General features: G+C 61.1%; 18 protein-coding genes and 2 pseudogenes. 6 read left to right on the forward strand and 14 right to left on the reverse strand.

Features of this window, described 5'->3' with window-relative positions; genetic code table 11:
- Both ABSG20_RS07125 and ABSG20_RS07130 read left to right on the forward strand, forming a co-directional pair.
- A partial coding sequence (locus ABSG20_RS07125) for an HlyD family secretion protein (protein ID WP_423863797.1) occupies window positions 1–572 on the forward strand: 572 nt, incomplete at its 5' end.
- A 364-nt stretch (window positions 573–936) separates the two neighbouring features.
- Window positions 937–1116, forward strand: coding sequence for a hypothetical protein (locus ABSG20_RS07130; RefSeq protein WP_423863798.1), 180 nt, complete (start codon window positions 937–939; stop codon window positions 1114–1116).
- A gap of 59 nt (window positions 1117–1175) precedes the next feature.
- Here ABSG20_RS07130 and ABSG20_RS07135 read toward each other — a convergent pair whose 3' ends face one another.
- Together ABSG20_RS07135 and ABSG20_RS07140 are read right to left on the reverse strand one after the other, a co-directional pair.
- Window positions 1176–1409, reverse strand: a complete 234-nt coding sequence (locus tag ABSG20_RS07135) for a hypothetical protein (RefSeq protein ID WP_423863799.1) — start codon at window positions 1407–1409, stop codon at window positions 1176–1178.
- Window positions 1406–3088 (reverse strand): ATP-binding protein, encoded by a 1683-nt coding sequence (locus tag ABSG20_RS07140; protein WP_423863800.1) that lies wholly within the window; start codon window positions 3086–3088, stop codon window positions 1406–1408. The genes ABSG20_RS07135 and ABSG20_RS07140 overlap by 4 nt, the downstream gene beginning before the upstream one ends.
- A gap of 363 nt (window positions 3089–3451) precedes the next feature.
- Here ABSG20_RS07140 and ABSG20_RS07145 point away from each other — a divergent pair, with 363 nt between their 5' ends.
- Window positions 3452–6199 (forward strand): winged helix-turn-helix domain-containing protein, encoded by a 2748-nt coding sequence (locus ABSG20_RS07145; protein ID WP_423863801.1) that lies wholly within the window; start codon window positions 3452–3454, stop codon window positions 6197–6199.
- Window positions 6200–6279: 80 nt separating this feature from the next.
- Here the strand turns inward: ABSG20_RS07145 and ABSG20_RS07150 are convergent, their stop codons facing one another.
- The 6 genes and pseudogenes from ABSG20_RS07150 to ABSG20_RS07175 all read right to left on the reverse strand — a co-directional run bounded on the left by ABSG20_RS07150 (window position 6280) and on the right by ABSG20_RS07175 (window position 14768).
- Window positions 6280–9231, reverse strand: a complete 2952-nt coding sequence (locus ABSG20_RS07150) for an ATP-binding protein (protein ID WP_423863802.1) — start codon at window positions 9229–9231, stop codon at window positions 6280–6282.
- 53 nt (window positions 9232–9284) lie between these two features.
- Window positions 9285–11846, reverse strand: coding sequence for an ATP-binding protein (locus tag ABSG20_RS07155; protein WP_423863814.1), 2562 nt, complete (start codon window positions 11844–11846; stop codon window positions 9285–9287).
- A 36-nt stretch (window positions 11847–11882) separates the two neighbouring features.
- Window positions 11883–12020, reverse strand: a pseudogene (locus ABSG20_RS07160) (winged helix-turn-helix domain-containing protein); the annotation flags it as partial.
- A 148-nt stretch (window positions 12021–12168) separates the two neighbouring features.
- Window positions 12169–12714 (reverse strand): helix-turn-helix domain-containing protein, encoded by a 546-nt coding sequence (locus ABSG20_RS07165; protein ID WP_423863813.1) that lies wholly within the window; start codon window positions 12712–12714, stop codon window positions 12169–12171.
- A 318-nt stretch (window positions 12715–13032) separates the two neighbouring features.
- On the reverse strand, window positions 13033–13839 hold the full coding sequence (locus ABSG20_RS07170) for an acetoacetate decarboxylase family protein (protein WP_423863803.1): 807 nt from the start codon (window positions 13837–13839) through the stop codon (window positions 13033–13035).
- A gap of 131 nt (window positions 13840–13970) precedes the next feature.
- Window positions 13971–14768, reverse strand: a complete 798-nt coding sequence (locus ABSG20_RS07175) for an acetoacetate decarboxylase family protein (RefSeq protein WP_423863804.1) — start codon at window positions 14766–14768, stop codon at window positions 13971–13973.
- Window positions 14769–15185: 417 nt separating this feature from the next.
- Between ABSG20_RS07175 and ABSG20_RS07180 the strand changes: the two genes are divergently transcribed.
- The 3 genes from ABSG20_RS07180 (at window position 15186) to ABSG20_RS07190 (ending at window position 17552) form a co-directional block, all read left to right on the forward strand.
- Window positions 15186–15545 carry a hypothetical protein gene (locus ABSG20_RS07180; protein WP_423863805.1) on the forward strand — a complete coding sequence of 120 codons (360 nt, stop codon included), beginning with the start codon at window positions 15186–15188 and terminating at the stop codon, window positions 15543–15545.
- 146 nt (window positions 15546–15691) lie between these two features.
- Window positions 15692–17014: an NAD(P)/FAD-dependent oxidoreductase gene (locus ABSG20_RS07185; RefSeq protein WP_423863806.1), complete on the forward strand. Its 1323-nt coding sequence runs from the start codon at window positions 15692–15694 to the stop codon at window positions 17012–17014.
- 88 nt (window positions 17015–17102) lie between these two features.
- Window positions 17103–17552: a hypothetical protein gene (locus ABSG20_RS07190; RefSeq protein WP_423863807.1), complete on the forward strand. Its 450-nt coding sequence runs from the start codon at window positions 17103–17105 to the stop codon at window positions 17550–17552.
- Between the two features lie 110 nt (window positions 17553–17662).
- Here ABSG20_RS07190 and ABSG20_RS07195 read toward each other — a convergent pair whose 3' ends face one another.
- The 6 genes and pseudogenes from ABSG20_RS07195 to ABSG20_RS07220 all read right to left on the reverse strand — a co-directional run.
- Window positions 17663–17863 (reverse strand): hypothetical protein, encoded by a 201-nt coding sequence (locus tag ABSG20_RS07195; protein WP_423863808.1) that lies wholly within the window; start codon window positions 17861–17863, stop codon window positions 17663–17665.
- Window positions 17864–17902: 39 nt separating this feature from the next.
- A complete protein-coding gene (locus ABSG20_RS07200; protein WP_423863809.1) occupies window positions 17903–19129 on the reverse strand; it encodes a CaiB/BaiF CoA transferase family protein in 1227 nt (408 codons plus the stop codon).
- Between the two features lie 37 nt (window positions 19130–19166).
- Window positions 19167–20018, reverse strand: a complete 852-nt coding sequence (locus ABSG20_RS07205) for an enoyl-CoA hydratase-related protein (RefSeq protein ID WP_423863810.1) — start codon at window positions 20016–20018, stop codon at window positions 19167–19169.
- A gap of 58 nt (window positions 20019–20076) precedes the next feature.
- Window positions 20077–21297, reverse strand: a complete 1221-nt coding sequence (locus ABSG20_RS07210; protein ID WP_423863811.1) for an acyl-CoA dehydrogenase family protein — start codon at window positions 21295–21297, stop codon at window positions 20077–20079.
- Between the two features lie 79 nt (window positions 21298–21376).
- Entirely contained in the window at window positions 21377–22354 is a 978-nt protein-coding gene (locus ABSG20_RS07215; protein WP_423863812.1) for a 3-hydroxyacyl-CoA dehydrogenase NAD-binding domain-containing protein, read from the reverse strand.
- 1 nt (window position 22355) lies between these two features.
- A pseudogene (locus tag ABSG20_RS07220) lies at window positions 22356–22738 on the reverse strand (3-hydroxyacyl-CoA dehydrogenase); the annotation flags it as partial.

Consider the following 22738-nt stretch of genomic DNA (forward strand, 5'->3'; position numbering starts at 1 on the left):
CGCTGGCACGCCAGAGCTTTGAACCCCAGCAGGCGCTTGACCAGGCCGAAAACGAAGCTGCAAGCGCGCGCGCCGATGTGGCGGAGGCCCAGGCCAATTACGATGCGGCCGTGGCGGGCCCGACGCGGGAGGAACGCGCGATCGCCGACGCGCAGGTGCAGGCCGCGGCCGCCGCGGTCGCCGTGCTCGAACGCCGTCTTGAAAAGATGATCTTGCGCGCTCCAGCCGACGGCGTGGTCAGCGTCATCGCCGCAGAGGTGGGCGAGAATGTCCGGGCGGGTCAACCGATCCTGGCGGTCGAGGCGGCGGGCAAGCAATGGCTCTCGTTCAATGTGCGCGAAGACCATCTCAGTGATCTCACGATGGGGGAAACAGTGAGCACGATGCGGAGCGGCGCCGATGGCGCGATCAAAGCCGTCATCACCGAATTGCAGCCGCTCGGAACGTTTGCCACGTGGCAGGCCGAACGGGTGATTGGCGATCATGACCGCAATACGCTGCGCTTGCGCCTCGACCCGGAGGGAGAGCCGGCAGGCCTCGAGCCGGGCATGACTGTTTGGATCGAGCGTTAACAACAAAGCACTGATGGATCATTGAGCCGCTCCGGCGCCCACCTCGAGGGAAACCGCAAATGGCGTGCGCGACAAGATTGAGCGTGTCGCCCACGACGCCGTAACAATGCTTGACGCCCGCGCTCTCCAACGTCTCAACGATGATATCGGCGACCTTCTTGCTCATGGCGGCGCACCTTGCTGTTGACCAACCGGAACCATCCCGAAAAGCAGGGCTGTCCAGGCGATTGGTTGTGTCTCCGCAGGACCACACCTTTTCGCCTGTTAAGCCCTGTTAATACAGGGGCGGAAACAGGGGCATCCAGGTTCCCGTGTTGGATTAAGTTGGTGGGCACGTCATCGGTTCGCGCATTCGCGCGACCCGATGGCTTTGTCCACCCTACAAATTTCCGATGCACTTTTCAAACAGCCGAGCAAGATTTCAGTTTTCGTCATGGCCGGCTTCGTACCGGCCATCCACGTCTTTGCTCTCATCGAGAAAGAAAGACATGGAACCCCGGGACATCTGCGCGAAGACGCGCTTCGCGCTTTAGCCCGGGCATGACGAGTGTCCCAATTCGAACATGAGTTCGCGTCCCGCGGCGCGACACACCCGGTCTTTTACTATGATTCAAACAGAAAAGGAACATGAATATTTTTCGATAGGGGCTTGACAGCCCAGATCACGCCAGATCTGGCGGTGATCCAGCGGCGCGATTTCGACATTCGAATCATATCGGGCGTCACGATTGGAATTCCCCCGCCGAGATCATTTTGGAGGAGTAGCCATTGTCCCCTCAGGCCGGCCGCGACGGCACGGTAGGGGTTCAAAAAGCTGGACGCCGACAGATCGGTCAATGGTGATCGCCCAAGCGCGTGATCGCGCGCTCTGCCCAGACTTGGCATTCGATCATCAACGCCAGTTCCAGAAACAGCTGCGTGGATGCGGCAGCAAGCCGGGTCGCGATCTCGTCGTCGCCGTGCGGCCCAAAGCTCCATTCCAGCGCTGCGCGGGCGTTGCCCAGTTGGCTTGAATAAAACGCCACTCTCTCGGCCCTCGCCTGGGTCGCCAAGACCTCTCTTCGCGATTCGAGGTGTTCCGTGATGTATTGCGCATGCCGCAGGAGAGCGGTGTCCAGTTCGGTATGCAACTCCAGTTTTTCGAGTGCGTACGCCCGCGTCGTGTCCAGCAATCGATACAGGACCTGGGTTTCGTCAATCCGGGTCGTCAGCAATGACTTCTCCACCAGACCTGCGATCGCGTCGAAAATCTCGCCATCGCTTGAGCCGAGTTCGCCAGCGACATAATGCGCGCCCTCCAGGGGGAAATGACCGACGAAAGGAGCAATTCGCCGGAAGACAATCCTTTCGATGTCGGACAGCAGATCGTAGCTCCAATCCAACGTCGCCCTGAGCGTCCGCTGTCTAGGGACAGACGTCCTTCGCCCCAATTTCAGCAATTCCAGCCGCGATACCAGGCTAGTGACGGTATTCTTGATGCCCAGCGCGGCCACTCGGCCGGCGGCCAATTCAATTGCGAGCGGGACACCATCCAGTTTTCGACAGATCTCGGCGACGTACGGCGCCTCGGCGTCGGTGAGAACGAAATCCCCCCCTTTCGCCGCGACCCGCTCCGCAAACAGCTGTACCGCCGGATAGCGCAGCATCGCGCTTGTCGCTTGCAAGGAGCCCAGAGGAAAATCGAGGGGGAGAATGCGATAGCAATATTCTCCCTCCACCCTCAACAATTCGCGACTCGTCGCCAATACGTGTACTTGAGGCGCTTCCTGAAACAGGCGCTCTGCGAGCGAAGCAACCGTGTCGATCAGGTGCTCACAGTTATCGAGGATGACGAGCAGCCTTTTCGAACGGACCGCGTCCAGCAGCTCGGCCGTTGCATCCTTCGCTTTCAAGGCAAGCCCCAACGAGGTTCCGACAGCAGCCGGAACGTGACGCGGGTCAGTCAGGCTTCCCAGGTCAACGAAATAGACCCCCGCGTTGAACTCCTCCGCCATCGCGTGACCGGCGGCGACGGCAACGGTCGTCTTCCCAATTCCACCGGGACCTAGCAAGGTCACGAACCGGTCATTTCGAATCCGATCCTTGACATCGTCGAGAACCGGGTCTCGCCCGATCATCCTGAGCAGCTGCGCAGGCAGCCCAACCTCGTTCTGGCCGCGATCGCGTCTGTCGATCGCACCGTCTTCAATCGGAGCGACCTGGCCAACGAAGGAATAACCTCTTCCCTGCACGTTCGCGACATAGCGGTTACCGAATTGCCCATCCGCGAGCGCCTTGCGAATGGCGGCGACATGGACTCGGAGGCTCCCCTCCTCCACGTTGACATCCGACCAGACCTGATCGATCAGCTGCTTCTTTCCAATGACCTCGCCGGGACGTTCGGCGAGATAGATCAGAATATCGAGCGCCCGGCTGCCGAGGGGAAGCACCACACCGTCGCGCCGCAGGACCCTCTCCCGGGTTGAAAGTTCAAAAGGTCCAAACTTCAGCGTGGTAGGGACACTATCGCTCGACATGGTGCTCAGCCCAACATAGGCATGTCTCGTGCTTTGGCACGGACCGCGCGGAAACAGGGTAGATCGAACGAAGGAGGCGAGCCGCGGCCGATCACCTTCCGGTGATGACCGGGGCGCTACGACGAACCGGTAGGGGCAACAAAATCGGTCCCGGCTTGGCAATCCGGCGCAGCTCCTGTCGTAATTCCTTCGCCTGTCCGGCATTGGCAAACCTCTTGGTCGCGGGCCTTTGGCTTTACGCGTTCCGGTTTTCGGTAACCGAGAGCCAGCCGGCCCTTCCCTGGCGCCTATAGGGGTCGTACAATTGCAGCGTTGGCATCATCCCCCGAATGGGGGAAGGCCAGGTGCACGTAGGGGGACCCCTTGATCGAGCCGCGCTCGAGGCGTTTTGCAGTGGGGGCGGGCAGCACCATGGTCGGCGGAGGACAGCCGCCGTTCCTGACCACCAAGATCGTGCCGGCCCGACCTCTTGGGTTGGTCGCGCGTCCGCGACTCCTGGCCTTATTGTCCGAGCTTCCGACCAAGCGACTGGGCGTCATCAAGGCGCCCGCCGGCTTCGGCAAGACCTCGCTGGCGGCCGCTTGGGCTGAGCTGCTCGAACAGCGCGGCCATTCCGTTGCGTGGCTCACCGTCGATTCCGATGACGACGAGGCCACACGGTTCCTGTTCTACGTATCCCAAGCCCTGCAGCACGCCTGTCAAGGCGCAGGTGCCAGGACCATCGAGCTGATCCTCGAAAACAATCTGATCGACCCGGCGACGATCCTGTCGACCCTGATCAACGACCTGGCTGAGGTCGAGGATGAGGTCTACCTGTTTCTCGAGGATTATCATTGGCTCAGCGATTCCCGGATCCATCAATCGGTTGCGTACTTCCTGAAGCATGCTCCATCCCACTGTCACGTGGTGATCACGACCCGCGCCGAACCTCACCTGCCCCTCGCAACGCTGCGTGCACAGAACAAGTTGCTCGAGATCGATGCCGCCGGGCTTCGGTTTGATCTAGAGGAGGCGGAAGCCTTCTTCGAGCGCACGAAGCCCGGTGTTCTGGAATCGGCTGATGTCCAGCTGCTGCAACGAAAGACCGAGGGTTGGCCCGCGGCCTTGCGCATTATCGCGTCGATGCCGTCCCGGTCGGGATCCGAGCTGAAGGAATACGTCCACAATCTCTCGGGCTTGCAGCGTCCAATCGCTGCCTATTTGTCGGAGCTCCTGGATGGGCTTCCGACCGAGGTCGTGGACTTCATGCTCCGAACGGCCATCCTCGACCGGCTCTCTGGTCCATTGTGCGAAGCCGTCACCGGTGAGAGCTCGGCTCGCGCGATCCTGGCGTCGCTGGCGCAGCGGCAGATGCTTCTCACCCCGATCGATCACGGAGGCGTCTGGTATCGTTACCATATGCTTCTTGCCGAATATCTGGGCCAGCGGTTGGAGGTCGACCGCGGCAATGAGATCCCCGAGCTGCATCGGCGGGCGGCTCTTTGGCATGCTTCCCAGCAATTGTGGACTGAAGCGGTCCAACACGCGATCGCGGCCGGCGATTCGAATCGAGCGATCAGCTGGATCAAGAACTGCGCGATGGCCTTGATAAAGAAGGGTGACTTGTTCACCTTGCTTGAATGGAAACGCCTGTTCCCGGATGATCTCATGCGAGGTCAATCCGAGGTTCGGACGGCGATCGCCTGGGGATTGGCACTGGCCCTGCGCTCCGACGAGGCGCTCCAGCTCGCGGCCGAAATCGAGCACGATATCGCAACGACTCAGTCGCCCGAGAGCGATCTGCTGCACGACTGCCAGGCCATCCGTGCGGTTGCGATTGCGATAACGGACGACAGCGAGCGGGCGCGGCCGCTGGCTCAGGAGTGTATCAATAAGTCGCGCGATCCATGGACTGCGAACGTTGCCTCGAACGTCCTCCGCTTCAGTCACATGAAAGCCGGCGATCTCAAACAGTTCTATGCGACGCCATGGATCCCATTTTCACAGGAAGAAGACCGGAGGAACGTATTTGCGTCGGTGTATCGCCGCTGCCTTCAGGGGCTCGCGGAGGAGCGACAGCTGCGTCTCACCGCGGCGCAGGGCTATTATCGCGAGGGCTTGCGGATTTCCGAACAGCACGTCGGGCCGAACTCGGTCGCGGCGGCTTTGCCGGCAAGTCTGATTGCGCGCCTGCTTTACGAACAGGGCGAGCTCGACGCGGCGGAGGCATTGGTCATCGATCGCGCACAGCTGATCAGCGCCGGGACGATGCTGGACTGCGTATGGAGCGCATATTTCGTCATGGCCAGGGTCGCCGCCGCGCGGAGGAACGACGAACGGACCCACACGATCCTGGAGCGAGCCGAAAACCAGGGTGCGGCCCGGGGCTGGGGACGGTTGGCGGCAGCCGCCATAGCGGAACAAGCACGACTCCACCTGAACGACGGCCGCGCTCATGAAGGTGCCGCTTGCGTCGGCCGCCTCGAGCGCCTTGCGCGACAGCACCCGGCGCCGAGGCCTTGTGCCTGGTCGGAAATCCATTGGTACCACAAATTGGCCCACGCTCATCTGCTGAGAAGGCAAGCGCGTCTCGAGGAATCCGCCCTGATCCTGCAGGAGGTCCAGCGTGAAGCCGAAGCTGTGCAGAATCGCCAGTTCGTCATCCAAAGCGCGATATGTCTCTCGGCGGTTCAGCTCAGCCTCGGCAAAGCCGCGGAGGCGGCAAACCGCTTTCGCCGGATTCTCACAGCTTGCGCTGGAGCCGGTCTCTATCGGACCATTCTGGACGAGGCACCGGTCATTGCCGAGCTTCTCGAGATGGTTCATGAAAGGGCAGATCTCAACGAGGGTCTACTGTCCTTTGTCGATCGGATCCTGGCCGCCTCCCACCGGGCACCGCAAAATCATTTTGGGCTTTCTTCCAGTGCTCCGGGCACATTGAGCGCGCGCGAAACCGACATCCTCAAGCTGATCGCGCACGGAATGTCGAACAAGGAAATTGCTCGGAACCTCGATATCGGTCCCGAGACCGTGAAGACACATCTCAAGAACATGTTCACCAAGCTCGGCGTTGAAAGGCGCGCCCAAGCCGTGTCGCGCGCGCAGACGTTGGGCCTGGTCACCACCGAGTGAAATTAAGCCCAGCGATCCGGCCAGCACAGGCGCAGCTGCCAACGCTTGCTCCAGCTCAAGACGAGATTTGGCTCAAAGCTCTATCCGCTGGACGATTGCGCCGCCCCCCGCCTGTTGCGTCGCAGCGCGCCGGTCTGTTCAAGCATTCGCTTCGCCAGAGTGAGGTCTGGCGTCGCGAGACCTTCAGCAAATCGATTGTAGATGGGCAAGATAAGATCATGTGCTTTCCGGGCTCGACCCTGATCAATCCAAAGACGCGCAAGTCCCAATCCTGCCCGCAACTCGAATGAAAGCGCCGACTGGTTCGCGGCCAGCCTCATCGCCTCCTCCAGATATTCCTGAGCCGAAATATTCTCCGGTAATTCCGCAGACAGAAACGCCAAACCCTTCGCCAAGAACAGAGCAGGAAGGTGAAGTAGCCTCTTGGCAGCAAGCTGCGTCGCAATCGACTCGTCGAGGAGAGCCAGCGCTTTCGCATGTCCGCCTTGTTTTGCGAGGCTGACTGCCAGTTCGGAGATACAATCCGTGACGAGCATTTCGTAACGCAAATTCCGAAGCTCTTCCAGACTATCTTGCAGATGCCTCATACCGTCCATTGTTTGGCCGAGGCGGATCAGATAGCGACCCTTAAGTCCCATGGCGCCTGCCCGGAATGGCGCCAACGAATATTTCCCGGCGGTGTACTCAAGCCTGGAGAGGTTCCGTTCGACCTGCTCCATGTCCTCGATCCAAAAATAGAACGGCATCGTTTGGGCAAGCGCGCGACACAGGGCGATCGGATGATCCGATGCTTCAGCTTCCTCGATGCTCCTTTCAGCGCAATAGGCGGCCTTGTCGAGATTGCCTGCGAACCAATGCGATCGGGTAAGCCTGAACAGCGATGTGGTGCGTAGATCAAACAGATACCGAGTGGCGTTGAACCGACGGGAGGACGGCGAGCTACGCAGTGCCCGCTCGAGGTGCTGCTGCGCGCGGTGGTGGTCGCCCAGCATGTGGTACGCTCCTCCCAGCATCGAATCCGCGATTGCCGCATCTTCCGGATTTCCAGTCTTGTTCGCGACAGTTTCGCTGCGCAGCGCGAGTTCAAGACTACCGGCAGTGTCGGTTGTGCGATGGAGATACATCGAGAGCCCACTGAGCAGACGCAGCTGCTGGTGGGCATCTCCGCGGCGCTCGGCGAACATCAACGCCGTTTTGAAGGCGTCGTGAACCTTCTCACTGTTGCCCGCGGTGAACATCAGCGAGAGCGCAAGCGAGGCGTGGATTTCCATCTGATTCCGAGGATCGCAATCCGGCGTCATACGATCGATGGCCTTCTCCATCCAGTTTCGGCATTCCAAAAAGAGCGACATGGCGAGAAATGCTTGCGAAGCCACCGCCGCCAATTTTGTGGCTATGGGGTCGCTCCCATTGGGACCAAAGCTCCACACAAGCGCGGCACGGATGTTTCCAAGATAGTCTTGCACGGCATTGGCTGGAGCTTCCGCCGACTCCAAATCGAGGAGATTGGCCGGGTTGCTTTCCAGCATTTGAATCGCGAAGCTCGCGTGCCGCTCCGCAATAGAATCATGCTCACCGCTGCTTGCCAACTTCTCCAGAGCGTAGGCGCGCGTCGTATCAAGCAGCCGGTAGAACGGTCCGCGCCAGTTGGTCCAAACCCCGATCAGGGATTTATTGACGAGATTTCCCAACGCCGCCACAGTCTCGGGCTTGTCTATGCCCTCTTCCTGCCCGACTGCGAGCACCGCCTGCAGGGTGAAATGCCCCACGAAAATTGCGACACGTCGCAAAAGGACTCGTTCCGCTTCCGAAAGCTGGTCGTGGCTCCAGTCCAGCGTGGCCCTGAGCGTTTGGTGCCTTGGATTCGCGGTTCGCCGGCCGAACTTCAGGAGATCGAGCCGTGAACCCAGCCTCGCGATCGTGTCCCTCACACCGAAAATGGCGGCCCTCCCAGCGGCAAGCTCGATCGCCAGTGCGATGCCATCGAGCTTGCGGCAGATCTCGGCGACAATCGGAGCGTCGTCGTCGCTGAGCGAGAAATCGTTCGCCCGCGCGCCGACACGCTCGACGAACAACCGTGCGGCGGGATAGCAAAGCACCTCAGCCGCGGCCTGTCCGGGTCGTTCTGGTGGGCAACCAAGGGGACGAAGGCGAAATACGTGCTCGCCCGCGATCTGCAGCGCCTCTCGACTGGTCGCTAGCATGCTGATGCCCGGAGCACGGTGGAAGATCCAATCGGCGATTTCCGCCGTCGTTTCGATGAGATGTTCGCAGCTATCGAGAATGACGAGGGCCCTTCGACGGCTCAGGGACCTTATCAGCGCTTCTTCCGGATCAACAAACCGGGGATCGAGCCCGATCGCGGTAGCCACCGCGCCGATGACCTGCTCTTTGTCTTTGACACCTGAAAGATCGACGAAGAACACCTGACCTGTGAAATCCACCAAAGCGGCGTGTCCGACCGCGAGAGCCACCGTCGTCTTGCCGATGCCCCCCGTACCCAGAATGGACGTCAGCCGCTGCGACTTGAGCACGGTTCGGATGTCACGAACGGCATCATCACGACCGATCATGCGGCTGAGCGGTGGCGGCAGATTCGAAAGGCTCGAAGATCTGTTGCCGTGGTCATGATCGTCAGCCTGTCGCACGATGGGGGCGACAAAGCAGTAACCGCGTCCCTGCACATTTGCGACGTACTTGGTTCCGAACTGCCCGTCTCCAAGCGCCTTGCGGAGCGCTGACAAATGGACGCGAAGGCTCCCTTCTTCGACGATAACGTCGGGCCATGCCTTCGCGATCAGTTCGCCCTTGCTGACGACCTCCCCGGCCCTGTCGATCAGGGCCGCGAGGATGTCGAATGCCCTCCCGCCGACCGGAACGACCTCGCCCGCTTTCTTTAGGGAGCGCTCCGCAGTACTCAGCTCGAAAGGACCGAACAGAACCCGCGCTGCGCTCGGTAAGCCCATTCGTTCTGCCGGCATAGCAGACTCCGCCACGACTTCGACGATCGCTTCGTCGTCGGTCTGACGCAAATACGCCCCCGGAACACAAAACTGTCAACCGGAACCTTGACCGGCATAGCCTGTCAGCGTGCCACCCCGGTGAGGCCATCGCGCCAATATGACCCGTTCAAGACCCGCGTGGCCAACTTCAGGTCGAAAGTGTCGAGTCCTTCGCGGAACTTCCCGTGAGTCGCCCGCAAGGCGTCGTGCGCCGCCTCCCTTCTCGTCATGGACTTTTCAGCGATCGTAAGACTTGTCGCAGTCCTGAGCGCCCACGACAAACTCCCTTGCTCGGCCGACAACTCGAGCGCGCTGAGGAAGTATTGTCGGCAGGCCACAGCTCCCTCGTTGTTGCTCAGGGCCAGTTCGCCCCTGATGCGGCGCAGTTCCGGAGCGTACCAGTGGTTTTGAACAAGGTCGATCTTTGCCCGGTCGAAAATCTCAAGTCCTTGCTGCGCCCGGCCGGCATCGGCCATGGATCTGGCAAACTCCGCCTGGAAAATCCAGTTGAATACCCCGTAGCGCGACGCGGACAGCTTCTCCAGACCGGAATAGAGCGTCGTCGTCGCGACTTCGGTATCTCCCCGGCGGACTCTGCAGAGGGCCTGCAGGCTGAGGCCGAAGCCGTGATAGCTCTCGACGGAGTGTTTGCCGGCGTGCTCGACGAGTTCGTCGGCGAGCGCTTTTGTCTCTGCGTCATCAGGACTCGTCAGATGCATGTCGAAGCCTGCCCACGCCAGCGCCACACAAAGCGGCACCGCATGGTCGAGTTGGCGCGCCTCGGCGATTGACATCTGATTGAGCCGCCGCGCGTGATCGGCAGAGCCGCGCAGCCAAGCCAAATTCGCCAAAACGCCCATTGCGTCGACCTTGCGATCGTAGCCAAATCGATTGATGAGAGATCGGCGCGTAGCTTCATCATCGCGATGCAGCGACAACTCCAGACAGCTTTCAGCTTGCGACAGTCGCCCGGTATGATGGTAGCTGACGCCGCGCATGTAGTTGGCCGTCGCAACAGCCCCGCGATCGCCCATCCCTTCCGCGACATCGCCGCAACGTTCCGCCAGTTCGATCGCTTCGGCGTAACTTGGAAGTCGTATTTGGTGAGCCCAGAGAACAAGCAGGGAGTCCATCTGATATTCGACGTCGTTGAGGCTCTCGGCAAGGCCACGCGCTTTGGTCCAGGTCGCGTAGGAATCTTCCGTCAATCCCGCCGTAAACATCATGCAGCTCGCGAGCGCCGATTGAATGATCATTTCCTGGCGCGTGCCTGAATTGACGGCGTCGAGCCGACTCACGGCTTTGGCCATCCGCTCGCGGCATTCGGTGAGCAGCGCCATTCCCATCCAGGTGCTCGCCGACGCGGCAGCGAGTTCCACGCCAATTCTCGCGTCGCCCTCGACTGAAAACGCCCAATCCATGGCGGCTCTGAGATTGTCGACTTCTACCGCGAGCGCCCTCAGCCGGCCCGACACATCCGTCCGCGCTCCCTGCCTGAACAAATCGCTGAAGTAGAGCGCGTGCCGGCCCCGGTACAGGTTTTCTTGCTGGTTTTCACGCAGCCGCTGCGCGGCAAAGGTGCGGGTGATGTCGAGCAAGCGCAATCGCGACTCATGTCCACGCGCGACGATCATCGACTTCGACCGCAGCTCCCAGATGCAATCGGAGACCCGCGACTCGTCGACCTTCTCGTCCGCGGCAACCGCGACCGCTGCCTCGAACGTGAATCCGCCCGAAAAAACCGCAAGACGGCTCAATACAAGTCTTTCCGCCTCGTCAAGCAGCCCATAACTCCACTCCAGCGTGGCATCCAAGGTCCGATGGCTTGGCTTGGCAGTTCGACGCCCCACCCATGAAAGATTGAGGCCATCGTCAAGCAGGCTTGCGGTTCTGCTGAGGCCGTAAATGTCCACCCGGCCGGCGACAAGTTCGATCGCCAGCGCGATACCGTCGAGACGGCGGCAGATCGCAGCCGCCAGCGGGGCATCCTTATCGGTTAGTTCAAAATGACCTCGTACGGCCCGCACACGGTCCACCAGCATCTGAACTGCGGGATATTGCAGAACGTCCTTGGCGGAGGCCTCCGCATTATCCGGAGGGTAAGCCAGCGCGGGAAGTTCATGGACGTATTCGCCTTCGACGCGCATCGCCTCCCTGCTGGTCGCGAGCAGGTGCAGCGTCGGGACACGTTGAAATAACTTCTCTGCAAGAGTTGAAACGCCATTGATGACGTGTTCGCAACCATCAAGAACAAGGAGCGTGGGAGCCTCCAGCAAGCGTTCGACCAGGGTCGGGACAACGTCGTCGGTCTGGATTGCCAAGCCGAACGAGGCCGCCACGGCAGGCGCGACGAGCGCGGCGCTACCGAGAGAACCAAGGTCCACGAAGCGAACTGAACTGTCGAAGATGGAGCGCATCTCGTGGGCAACGGCAACGGCGACCGTCGTCTTGCCGATGCCGCCAGGTCCGACAATCGTTACGAATCTCTGCGCGGCCAACTTGGCCTGGATGGCGGCGATGGTGTGCTTTCGACCGACGGTACGGGCCAAACGCACGGGCAACGGGCACCGGGAGGCGTCTTCATTCTCCATGGCCGGAGGGGACGAACTGATTGGCACGGTGAACCTGTAACCGCGGCCCGGCACGTTGGCGATATATTGCCTGCCGGGATCGCTTTGAGCGAGTGCCTTCCGAAGCGCCGATATCTGGACTCTCAGGCTCACCTGGTCGGCTCCTCGCTCCGGCCAGACGCCCTCGATCAGTGTCCTTCGACTGACGATCTTGTTCGGCTGTTCGACGAGGATGATGAGCAGGTCCATGGCACGCGCTCCGAGCGGCACGATGGTCGTTCCATTCGTCAAGAGTCTGCTGCCGATCGACAGTTCGAAGGGGCCGAAACTCAGGACTTTCCCGCTCTGACCGTTCATCGCATCTTCTCAACCTTGCCGGCTCCGGCATGGAGCCGTGCTACGGGACCTCGCGTTCGCGACGCCAGCTGGATGGACTTTCACCAAAAGCCTGCCGGAAAAGCCTGCACAGGTGCGCCTGGTCCGAAAAGCCGACGCCCAGCGCGATATCACTGAGCGAATCCGTACTGGAGATCATCAAATGACAGGCCTTTTCAAGCCGCCGCCGGACCACGTAGGCATGCGGTGGTTCTCCGAAGGCCTGTTTGAATGAACGCGAGAAGTGCGCCGGGCTTCGCCGCGCGACAGCACTGAGATCCCTGGTGTGGATCGTGCGGTGAAGATTCCTTTCGATATAAGCGCGCACGCGGGTGATCTGCCAGCCCGCCAGCGCGCCCGGCTTGCAGCCGTGAGCGCCCGAATGACGCTCGATCTCGGATTGCAGAATAGTGGATGCTGTGGCCAGCGACGCTTTCGCGGCCTCCCGATCACGTTCGAGCTCACGCCTGGCGGTCTCGACGAGCCGGGCCAGACTGCTCGCCACATAGTGCAATTGCGAGTCGGCCGTCGACGATGAATCCGGTACCGTGTTTGGAAGCCCGTCCATATCCAATCCTCGACTACTGCCCCAGCCGCTTCGTATGGGTACGAGGATGGTTCAAACCGGCTCATTTGGCTTGTTAAGTGGTGTTCTGAACCGTTAATTTTTCCAAGTCTCGTTTTGCGGCAGCTCGCCGTTCATGAAAATTAGCCTTTTATTCCCAGATAGATAGCACGCAGCCCGAGTCCGAGAGCCGCTAACGGGAACTTGGCGCAGTCTTGCTTATCGACTCCAAGCGGCGCTGGATGGGATGCGTGGAGACCCTCTTGGCGAAGCGAGGGACCGGAGGCCTCGCCGTTGCCTGGAAAGTCGTAAACCGGTCACCTACGGCGCGTAATCTTCAAGAATCTTCAGATCGCTGACCGAATAGGAAAGCGAAAATCGGAATCCCGACGCGACGCGGTTCGGCGCCAGCGCGTGGAGCTCCTCGCCCTCCGCCTCCGGAAGATTCAGTTCACCCTCCCCGATCCACGCCTCGGCGACGGTCAGGTTGTCGGTGATCGACATCGCCAACTCGTTGACCGCCGGCTTGTCGTGGTAACCGGTCGCGAGTCGCGGGAAATATCGCAACAGGACCGTGGGCCGGCTGAGGAGCGACAGCCCGTTCTCGACGGGCTTCTGCAGCGTGATCCGGGCCTCCGCCAGGCGTTGACCGTGCGCGGACAGACTTGCGCCAAACCGGCTACCGGGTGCGACCGGCGCGGCCGCTGGGCTCGCGGCGGCAAATGTGCGCGTCTGGAAAATGCTGCCTATTTTCTTGGGGAAGCCCTGCGTCCAACCGCGCGCCAAAGCAGCGTCGTTGTCGACGAAGATGTAAGGACACCACCTCACCGGTGTGTCCCGATACATCGCGTCAAGCAACACAAATGCTTCCCGGTATTGGTAACGAGCGGGATCAAGATATTCGTCGTCCTGGGCGGTAAATTGCCAGTCCAGGAACATCATGAGGGCATGGCCGTTTGACGTTGGATCGGGGGAAAGACCGATCGGCAGCGTTGCGGCGGCCGCCCTGGGATCTGTCCAGAACTCGACACCGACAACGTCACTGGAGTAGTGCCAGGGCGGCGGCGGCGCCAACGCGGCCTGGCCGAACGGCGACTTCGGAACGGTAAAGCCCTTCAGCATCCCCATCTTCCTTCCGCGTGCTCCCGCTATTCCGGCAGCGACCGTATCCGAGCCGACCGCAATTGATTTGACCCGCTTGCGCCGCCTTGTTGATTTCTGCGCAACCCAGGCGAGTGCATCCTGGTCGGCCACGACATTCAGGTCAGGTCCGCCAATATCTCGATATCAGTGACGGAATAGGAAAAAGAAAATCGAAACCCGCGACCAACCTTGAGCGGCGCCAAGATATCGAGTTCTTCACCGTAGGCTTCAGGAAAATCGAGCTCTCCCTCGCCCATCCATATGTTGGTAATCAGCAGGTCGTTCGAGATGCAGCGAACGAGTTCATCGACGACAGGCCTATCGTACATACCCACGCATAGGCGCGGAAAGTGTCGGCGCCCGACAATTCGGCGATTAAGCAAACCGGCAAGGTGAGCTGCTTTTTCGCGCAGCGTAATCCGCGCCCGCGCCAGCAACTGGCCATTGGACGACATCCGGGCGGCGAATCTGCTGTTGTTGACGAGCGGCGCCGACGCCGGGCTCGTGGCTGCAAAAGTCCGGGTCTGGTGAATGGTACCGAGTTTCTTCGGGTAACCCTGGATCCAACCTCTCAGGATGGCCGCATCGTTGTCGACATAGGAATACGGACACCACGCGATACGCGATCCCTTCCAAATCGCATCCAGGAGAACGTTGAATCCGCGGCACTGATAGCGGGCCGGATCGAGATATTCTTCATCTTGCGCGGTGAACTGATAGTCCGCGAACAGCGCGATGGAGTGTCCGTTGCGATTTGTCTCAAGCTCGACACCCGCAGGAAGCGTATCGTTCGATACATCGGGATCGTTCCAAAACTCGACGGCCAGGACGTCACCCGCAAAATGCCATGGCGGCGGCGGGACCAATGCTGCGGCCCCGAGCGGGGACCGCGGTGCAACAAAACCTTTCAGCATTTCCTCATCCCCACCGCCGGCAGCGCATCAGGGATGCTGGCAGTATCCCGGCGCCGCAGCCTAAGCGCGAGGATATTCGCTCGGCTTGAACAGCTATGCGATAACTTGGCGATCTTTGCTCCGGGCACATGGCTCACGAGGACGTCGGACGCATCGCGCAAAGCCTATTGCAGGCTGATTGCACGTGGTCCCAAGCCGCGAGGCATCCGTACAGGCGCCGGGTCCGGCGGTGTATTCCTGGCTTCGATCGCGCTCAATGCTGCGTGATTTGAAAGGATCAGAGCACGTTTTGACAAGCGCGCGGCAGCGAACATCCATACATCGGACGATTACACGGCCTCCGATGACGCCGGCTCACTGTTAGCCAGCGATCCAATCCGAGGAACCCGAACTGCCTGACTGATCCGGAGATTTGCCATGAATTGCCATCGGCTTTGGATAATTGCAACGGGCTGCTTTATTGGCCTGGCGTCAACCGCCAGCGCGCGGACGACCTATGATGGCTCCTGGGACCTCCTGTTCGTGACGCAAAGAGGCGCCTGCGATCCCAGCTACAGCTTCACCGTCAATATCGCCAATGGGATTGTGACGCATCCCAATCTCGTAAAGTTCAAAGGATACGTCGCACCCTCCGGCGCGGTCCGCGCCTCGGTGACAGTTCATGATAAATACGCTGCCGGCGCAGGCCGGCTTTCCGGTGTCTCAGGTCGGGGGACATGGAGCGGCCACTCCGGAAACGCCCGCTGTTACGGCTATTGGACCGCGCAGCGCAATTGAAACCTTGCAAAGACGAGAAGGCGCGGGCTTGGACGCGGCATAGGCGTCCTATGGGTCGCAACGCCGTTCAAGAATGGTCCGGCTCGCGGCTGTATCCAGTATTTGCATCACAGCGCGGACTGACTCCAGGAACCCTGAGGTGACCGATGACGACAGTTCTGACCAAATCCTTCCCAGAGGACAAGCCGCTCCCCGCCAAGGCGGCTGTCCGAAAGAAGCGTGTGTTGATCATTGGCGGCGGTTTTGCGGGGGTCGCCGCAGCCCGTACGCTCAAGCGCGCGGATGTCGAGATCACGCTGATCGACCGGCGCAATCACCATATCTTCCAGCCCCTTCTGTACCAGGTGGCGACCGCGGTGCTGGCGCCCTCCGAGATTGCATCGCCGATCCGCCAGCTCGAGACCAGGCAAAAGAATCTCCGCGTGATCCTGGCCGATGTGACCGGCATCGATCTGGGGACCCGCACCGTCGAGGCGCTTTGCCCCGGATCGGGCACGCGAAAAATCGAATACGACTTCCTGGTCGTCGCCACCGGAATGCGCCCGAGTTATTTCGGACACGATGAGTTTGCCGCGAATGCGCCGGGTCTGAAGAACCTGAACGATGCGGAATTGATCCGCACCAAACTCCTGAGCGCTTTCGAACGGGCGGAATCGACCGATGACGAAAAAGCGCGCGCGCGCCTGATGACCTTCGTGCTGGTCGGCGCGGGCCCGACAGGTGTCGAACTTGCCGCTTCGATTGCTCACCTGAACTCGGTGACCTTGCGTAAGAACTTTCGCGACATCGACCCCGCCGAGAGCAAAATTGTGCTCCTGGACGGCGGCGTTCGTATCCTTCCGACCTTTGCAGAATCGCTGTCGCGCAAGGTCGCCAAGCGGCTCGGTAAGCTCGGCGTTCAGGTTCTGACCGGAGTGAAGGTCGAAAAGGTTGACGAAGAAGGCGTCGTTGCGGCTGGCGCACGGATACCAAGCGCCACCGTGCTCTGGACAGCCGGGGTTGCCGCTTCGCCGATCGTGAAAATGCTCGGCACGACGACGGACCGGGCGGGCCGCGCATGCGTCGGCCCTTTCATGGATATCCCCGAGGCGCCCGACGTATTCGTGGCAGGTGATGCGGCCGCGATGACCCAAGATGGTCATCCCGTGCCCGGCGTGGCGCAAGCCGCCATCCAGCAGGGACGCTTTGTCGGGCGTCTGATCGCGGCCCGGATCCGCGGCCGGAGAGACGGCAATCCGTTCCGATACCGCAGCAAGGGCAACATGGCGGTGGTCGGCAAGAATTTCGCGATATTGGAGGCCGGCCGCCTGCGCACCGCAGGCTTTGCGACCTGGCTGGTATGGGCCATGCTGCACGTGATGGCGTTGCCGCAGCTTCAAAACCGCTTTCGTGTGCAGACGCAATGGCTCTGGTCGTATCTGTCCGGACAACGCAGTTCGCGTCTGATTTCCGAACCGCCGCGCCGTTAGCCGTCGAGGGAAATCAAGGACAAACCCACGCCGGCACGTTCGACAAGCACCAAAAAGCGAGGCCGCGCTCGCGGTTGAGGATCGTTCCGTGAACGCTTCTGTTATTTCCGCTTTGGCTGCGCTGGCCGGTACGGCGGTCGGCGGATTGACAAGCGTCGTTGCCAATTGGCTTACTCACCGTCTCCAGGTCCGGGCCCAATGGCTCCAGCACGAAAAGAATCAGCGACAGATTCTTTATCGCGATTTCATCGAGGAAGCGTCGAAGTGCTACATCGACGCGCTGCAGCACGACGAGGCTGACATTGCCGGCCTGGTGGGCCTCTATGCCAAGCTCGGCAGGATGCGCGTGCTCTCCTCCAAGCCGGTAGTGCACAGCGCGGAAAGCATCGTGAGAAAGATCCTGGATGCCTATCTGGAGCCGGACAAGACCTTCGTCGAGCTACGCGAAATGGCAATACAGGGAACTATTGACTTGTGGCACGACTTCGCGCGCGCGTGCCGAGAGGAATTCGAGGATTTGCAAGCACGACAGCTCTGAGGATTGCTCAAGCCCGTCGATCCCATCATTCAAGCGACCGAGCGCAGCGATCACAGCCGGCCGAGAGTTTCGATCAAGTGGAGATGGCCCGATCGACGACTTGCGCCAGGCTACACGGCCGCCGTCGATTTGGCCGCCCTCGTGAAGTCAGGCTTGCGCTTCTCCAGGAAAGCCGTGAATGCCTCTTTTGCGTCCTCGGAGCGGACCTGCACGCTGAACTCCTCGTTCTCGCTCTTCATGGCCGCCTTGATATGCTCGCGGGAAGGCCGCTTGATCAGCCTCTTGGCCTGATGCTTTCCTGTGCTCGTCATCGGAACGGCGAGTCCGCCGTCCCGACATTCCAGGGCATGCTACGCCGCGTGTCCCCTGGCTTTCGGAATGGCTCCGCTCGCGCGCAAGCCGTCGATGTCGGCCGCACCAAATCCCAGCTGGCGGAGGATCTCCTCATTGTGTTCCCCGAGTTCGGGAGCGCGCCTGGCAGGGACCTTCGTGACACCGTGGACCTGAAGCGGGCTGCTGATCGTCGACGTCAGCTTGCCGCCGGCGCCCTCGAGCGGAACGACGATGTTGTTTGGCCGCAGCTGCGGATCATTGACGACTTCTTGCGGGCCGCGCACCGCCCCGAAGGTGACGTGAACGCCGCTGAAGACCTCGTACCAATGCGCCATCGGCTTCGCACAGAAGATTTCGTCCATGATCGCCGTGAGCTGCGGCATGTTGGCCATCAGCTTCGCCGGATCGGCGAACCGCGGATCCGCCAGCAGATCCGTGCGGTCGAGGGCTTTCGCCACCGCCTCCAGCTTGTCGGGTGTCACGATAAGGACGAACCAGACATCATCGGCGGCACGATACACATTCATCGCCGCATTTGCGGGATGCTTGCGATCGTGCAACCCGAAGAATTTCGCATCGCATAGCGCAGCCTGGATCGACACGCTGGCGGACCAGATGCCCTCGGCCAGCAGCGAGGTCGTGACATATGCGCCCTCGCCAGTTCGTTCGCGGCGATAAAGGGCGGTGACAACAGCGGAATAAAGTCCGACGGCAGTGGCATTGTCACCGCTGCCCGCCACCGGCCAGGTCGGCGGTGCGCCGGCATCGCGTGTCATCGAGAGCAGTCCGCTGCGCGCCCAGTAGGACGTGATGTCGAAGCCCGGAAGATCGGCATCGGGACCCTTGTCGCCAAATCCGGTGATATCCGCATAGATCAGCCGCGGGTTCCAGCGCGCGACATCTTCATAGGCGAGCTTCAGTCGCGCGCGAGCGGGGTGTGGCGTGTTGACGATCAGCACGTCGGCCCATTTGACGAGCTTTTCGAGAACCTGGTGGGCGCTCGGCGATTTCAGATCGAGCGTCATGCCGCGCTTGTTGCGGTTGGCCAGGTGCCAGGCATAGGCATCGTCCGCCACCGGTTGCGGTGGAAGCTTGTGGGCGTGTCTCCAGAGCTCTCCGCTCGGCGGTTCCACCTTGATGACGTCGGCGCCGAAGTCGGACAAGATCACGGCAGCGCTTGGGCCTGCAATGAAGCTCGCCAAGTCAACCACCTTCAGTCCGGAGAAAATGTTATCGCTTGCCATGATTGTCCTTTCTGAATTGTCGTGAGCGGAGGTCTCCTCACCGCCCGTGGAACTGCGGTGCGCGCTTCTCGAGAAAAGCGGAGGTGCCCTCCTTCTTGTCTTCGGTCGCCGCACAGATCCCGAAATAGGAGGCTTCCAGCGCGAAACCTTCGGCCTGGCTGGTTTCCAGCCCCTTGTTCGCTGCTTCCAGCGAGAACTTCACGGCAATTGGCGCGTTCGCCGCGATCTGCTTCAGGATAGCCTCGGCCCGCTCGATCAGATTGGCTGCCGGAACCACTTCGTTGACGAGGCCGATGCGATAGGCCTCCTGCGCGGAGATCGTTTCCCCGGTGAGAATGAGCTGCAAGGCGCGGCCCTTGCCGACCAGCCGCGGCAATCGCTGCGTGCCGCCGCCGCCCGGCAGCAGGCCCAGTTTCACCTCGGGCTGGCCGAACCTGGCATGCTCCGCTGCAATCCGGACGGTGCAGGCCATCGCCGTCTCGCAGCCGCCGCCCAGCGCAAAGCCGTTGATGGCCGCGATCACCGGCTTGCCGAGGTTTTCGATCAAGTCCAGCACGCTCTGCCCGAAACGGCTGGATTCCTCCGCCTCATAGGCATCGACATGGGCGAGTTCGCTGATGTCGGCACCGGCGATGAAAGCCTTCTCGCCGGCGCCGGTGAGGATCACGCCGAGCACGGATGGATCGGCCTTCGCAACCTCGAAAGCAGCCCGAATGTCAGTCCATGTCGGGGTGTTCAGCGCGTTGAGCACCTTGGGCCGATTGACCGTCACGTGGGCGATCGACCCCTTTTTCTCGTACAGGACATTCGCAAGTGGGGGTGTCGCGATGGGTGACGCGGCGGCCACCATTGCCGGCGAAGGCGTGGCTGTAGCGGCTCCGGAAGCCATAATGAATTCTCCTCTCGTGGAAGGCTGGCCGGCATCGGAGCGCCGGCGTATTCAGGTGTCAGATGAAGGCGCCGTGACCGGTGATGGCTTTGCCGACGATCAGGTTCTGCATCTGATAGGTGCCTTCGTAGGAGTACAGCGCCTCCGCATCGGCAAAGAAGCGCGCGACATTGTAGTCGGCGACGATGCCGTTGCCGCCCAGGACCTCGCGTCCCCACGAGACTGTCTCGCGCGATTTCGCCGTGCAAAAGGCTTTCGCCAGCGCCGCATGGTGGTCGCCGAGCTTGCCTTCGTCATCAAGCTGCGCCAGGCGAAGCATCAGGCACTGGCACGCGGTCAGATTGCCAAGCATCTTGGCGAGCAGATCCTGAATCATCTGGAACGAAGCGATCGGCCTGCCGAATTGCAGTCGCTCCTGGGCGTATTTGAGGGTAGCTTCGAACGCACCCATCTGGATGCCGGTTGACGCCCAACCCACCATGTATCGCGTCATCCGCAGCACGCGCGCGGTATCGCGGAACGAGTTGCCGCCCTGCAGGCGGTTCGCCTCCGGTACCCGGACGTCCTTCATCGTGATCTGGCCGTTCTGGACCACCTTGAGCGCAATCTTGTGCTCGATCTTCTCGACGCTGAAGCCGGGCGTCGACTTGTTCTCGACGATGAATCCCTTGACCTGGTTGTCCGCGAGATCGCGCGCCCAGATGATGGAGAGGTCGCACCATGGCGCATTACCGATCCAGCGCTTCTGTCCATTGAGAACCCAGGTATCGCCCTCACGCTTGGCCGTCGTGGTCAGACCACCGCTCGTCCCCGAACCGACCAGCGGCTCGGTCAACCCGAAACACCCGATCTTTTCGTAGCGCGCCATTTGCGGCAGCCATTTCTTCTTCTGCTCCTCGGATCCATCGAGATAGATCGAGCCCATCGCCAGGCCACTATGCACGCCCCAGAATGTGCAGATCGAGGCGTCGACGCGTGCGATCTCCATCGCGACGAAGCCGAACAGCCTCTGGCTGCCGCCTGCGCAGCCGTAGCCCTCAAAGCCGAGCCCGCCGATACCGAGCTCCTTGAACGAAGCCAGCAGTTCGAACGGAAACGCGTCATCGGACCAGTATTTGTTGATGACCGGCTGGACCTTGGCCTCCATGTATGTCCGCACCTTCGCGACAACAGCTTTTTCCTCGGGCGTGAGAAGTTCGATCAGCTGATAGAAGTCGCCGTTCGGTACGGGCGCCGGCTTCGGCGCGATGGTCTTGCTTGCTGCGGTTGCGGTGGGCATTTTGAACTCCTGATGCTGCGGCTTAAAAGCCGGAATGAGTTGAAGGACGCATGATCGATCTCGCCGGTGGCGCCTGCTCTCAGGCGACCGGCTCTGTCGATTTCGCTTGGCTCGACTTGGCGACCTTGTTGCGCAGCTCAATCAGGCCGAGCAGGACTTCGTCGCGCTCCGCCTCCAGCTCCGCGATGGTGCGAGATCCGGCCTCGGCATGGACGCCGTCGATGAGCTTCTTTTGCACTTCCGGAGTCAGCACCGGCGAGCCGAGGGTCTTCCACCATGCCGTCATCGGGCCGGTGAACTGCTGGAAGAAGTGCTCGATGCCGCCCGGACCGCCGCCGAGATGGTTGAGCATCAGGCCGCCCATGACGCCCCAGCGCAGGCCCGGGCCCCAGCACAGGGCGGTATCGACGTCGGCGGCGCTCACCACACCCTCGGCGACAAGGTAATAAACCTCGCGGCTCAGCGCCGCCTGCAGACGATTTGCGACATGCCCCGGCATTTCCTTGTTGAGGCGCACCGTCCGTTGCCCGATCGACGTGTAAAATTCCGCTGCGCGTTGGATTGTCGCTTCCGAGGTCTTTGCCCCGCCGACGATCTCGACCAGCGGGATCAAGTGCGGCGGATTGAACGGATGGGCGATGACGCAGCGCTCGGGATGGGCCGCGGCGCCCTTCTGGATTTCGCTCATGGTGAGCCCCGACGAGCTCGACGCGATGATCACATCACGCGCCAACAGCTCGTCCAGCTGTCCATAGAGCTTCTGCTTGAACTCGATCCGCTCGGGCCCGTTCTCCTGGACCAGATCGACGCCGTCGACCGCTTGCGCAAGCGCGGCCGTGAACTTCAGGTTCGACTGCGACGCCCCGGGCGAGAGGCCCAATCGCTTGAGCGCCGGCCAGGCCGTCTCCACGAACTTCCTCAGCGCGGCTTCGGCATTCGGCGCGACGTCCGTCGCGACGACCTGCAGTCCCTTGGCGAGAAACAGCGAGGTCCAGCTTGCGCCGATGACGCCTGTACCGATGATGGCGATCCGGCGAATGGGCTTGTTCTGTGACATGTCAGATCTCCTTCGGAATTTCGGCGTAGGCGATGCCGGTGAGATTGCCCTGCGCAAACAGGAAATTGCGTTCGCCGGATCCGTCGAGCCGCGCCGAGTAAAGCGAGCCCGCGAAGTCGGTCACGAACATGCGATCGCCCGCAACGTCGAGCGCGATTCCGATCCCTTCCATCAGATGGGTCAGCACGATTTCCGGTTCGGCCGGCCTGTTGTCGACCGAGGCACGATTGACAGTATTGCCGCGCGGAGGATCGCCGCGATCGGTCCAATACAGAATGCGATTCTTGTGATCCAGCTCGAGATCGATCGGCTCCGGCAGGCGATCGAAGAACACCTCGATGTCGGAGCGGCTGGAAGGGCTCTCGCCTCTAGGAATTTCGAGGT

The sequence above is a fragment of the Bradyrhizobium sp. genome (genome assembly GCF_049512235.1).
GTDB lineage: Bacteria > Pseudomonadota > Alphaproteobacteria > Rhizobiales > Xanthobacteraceae > Bradyrhizobium.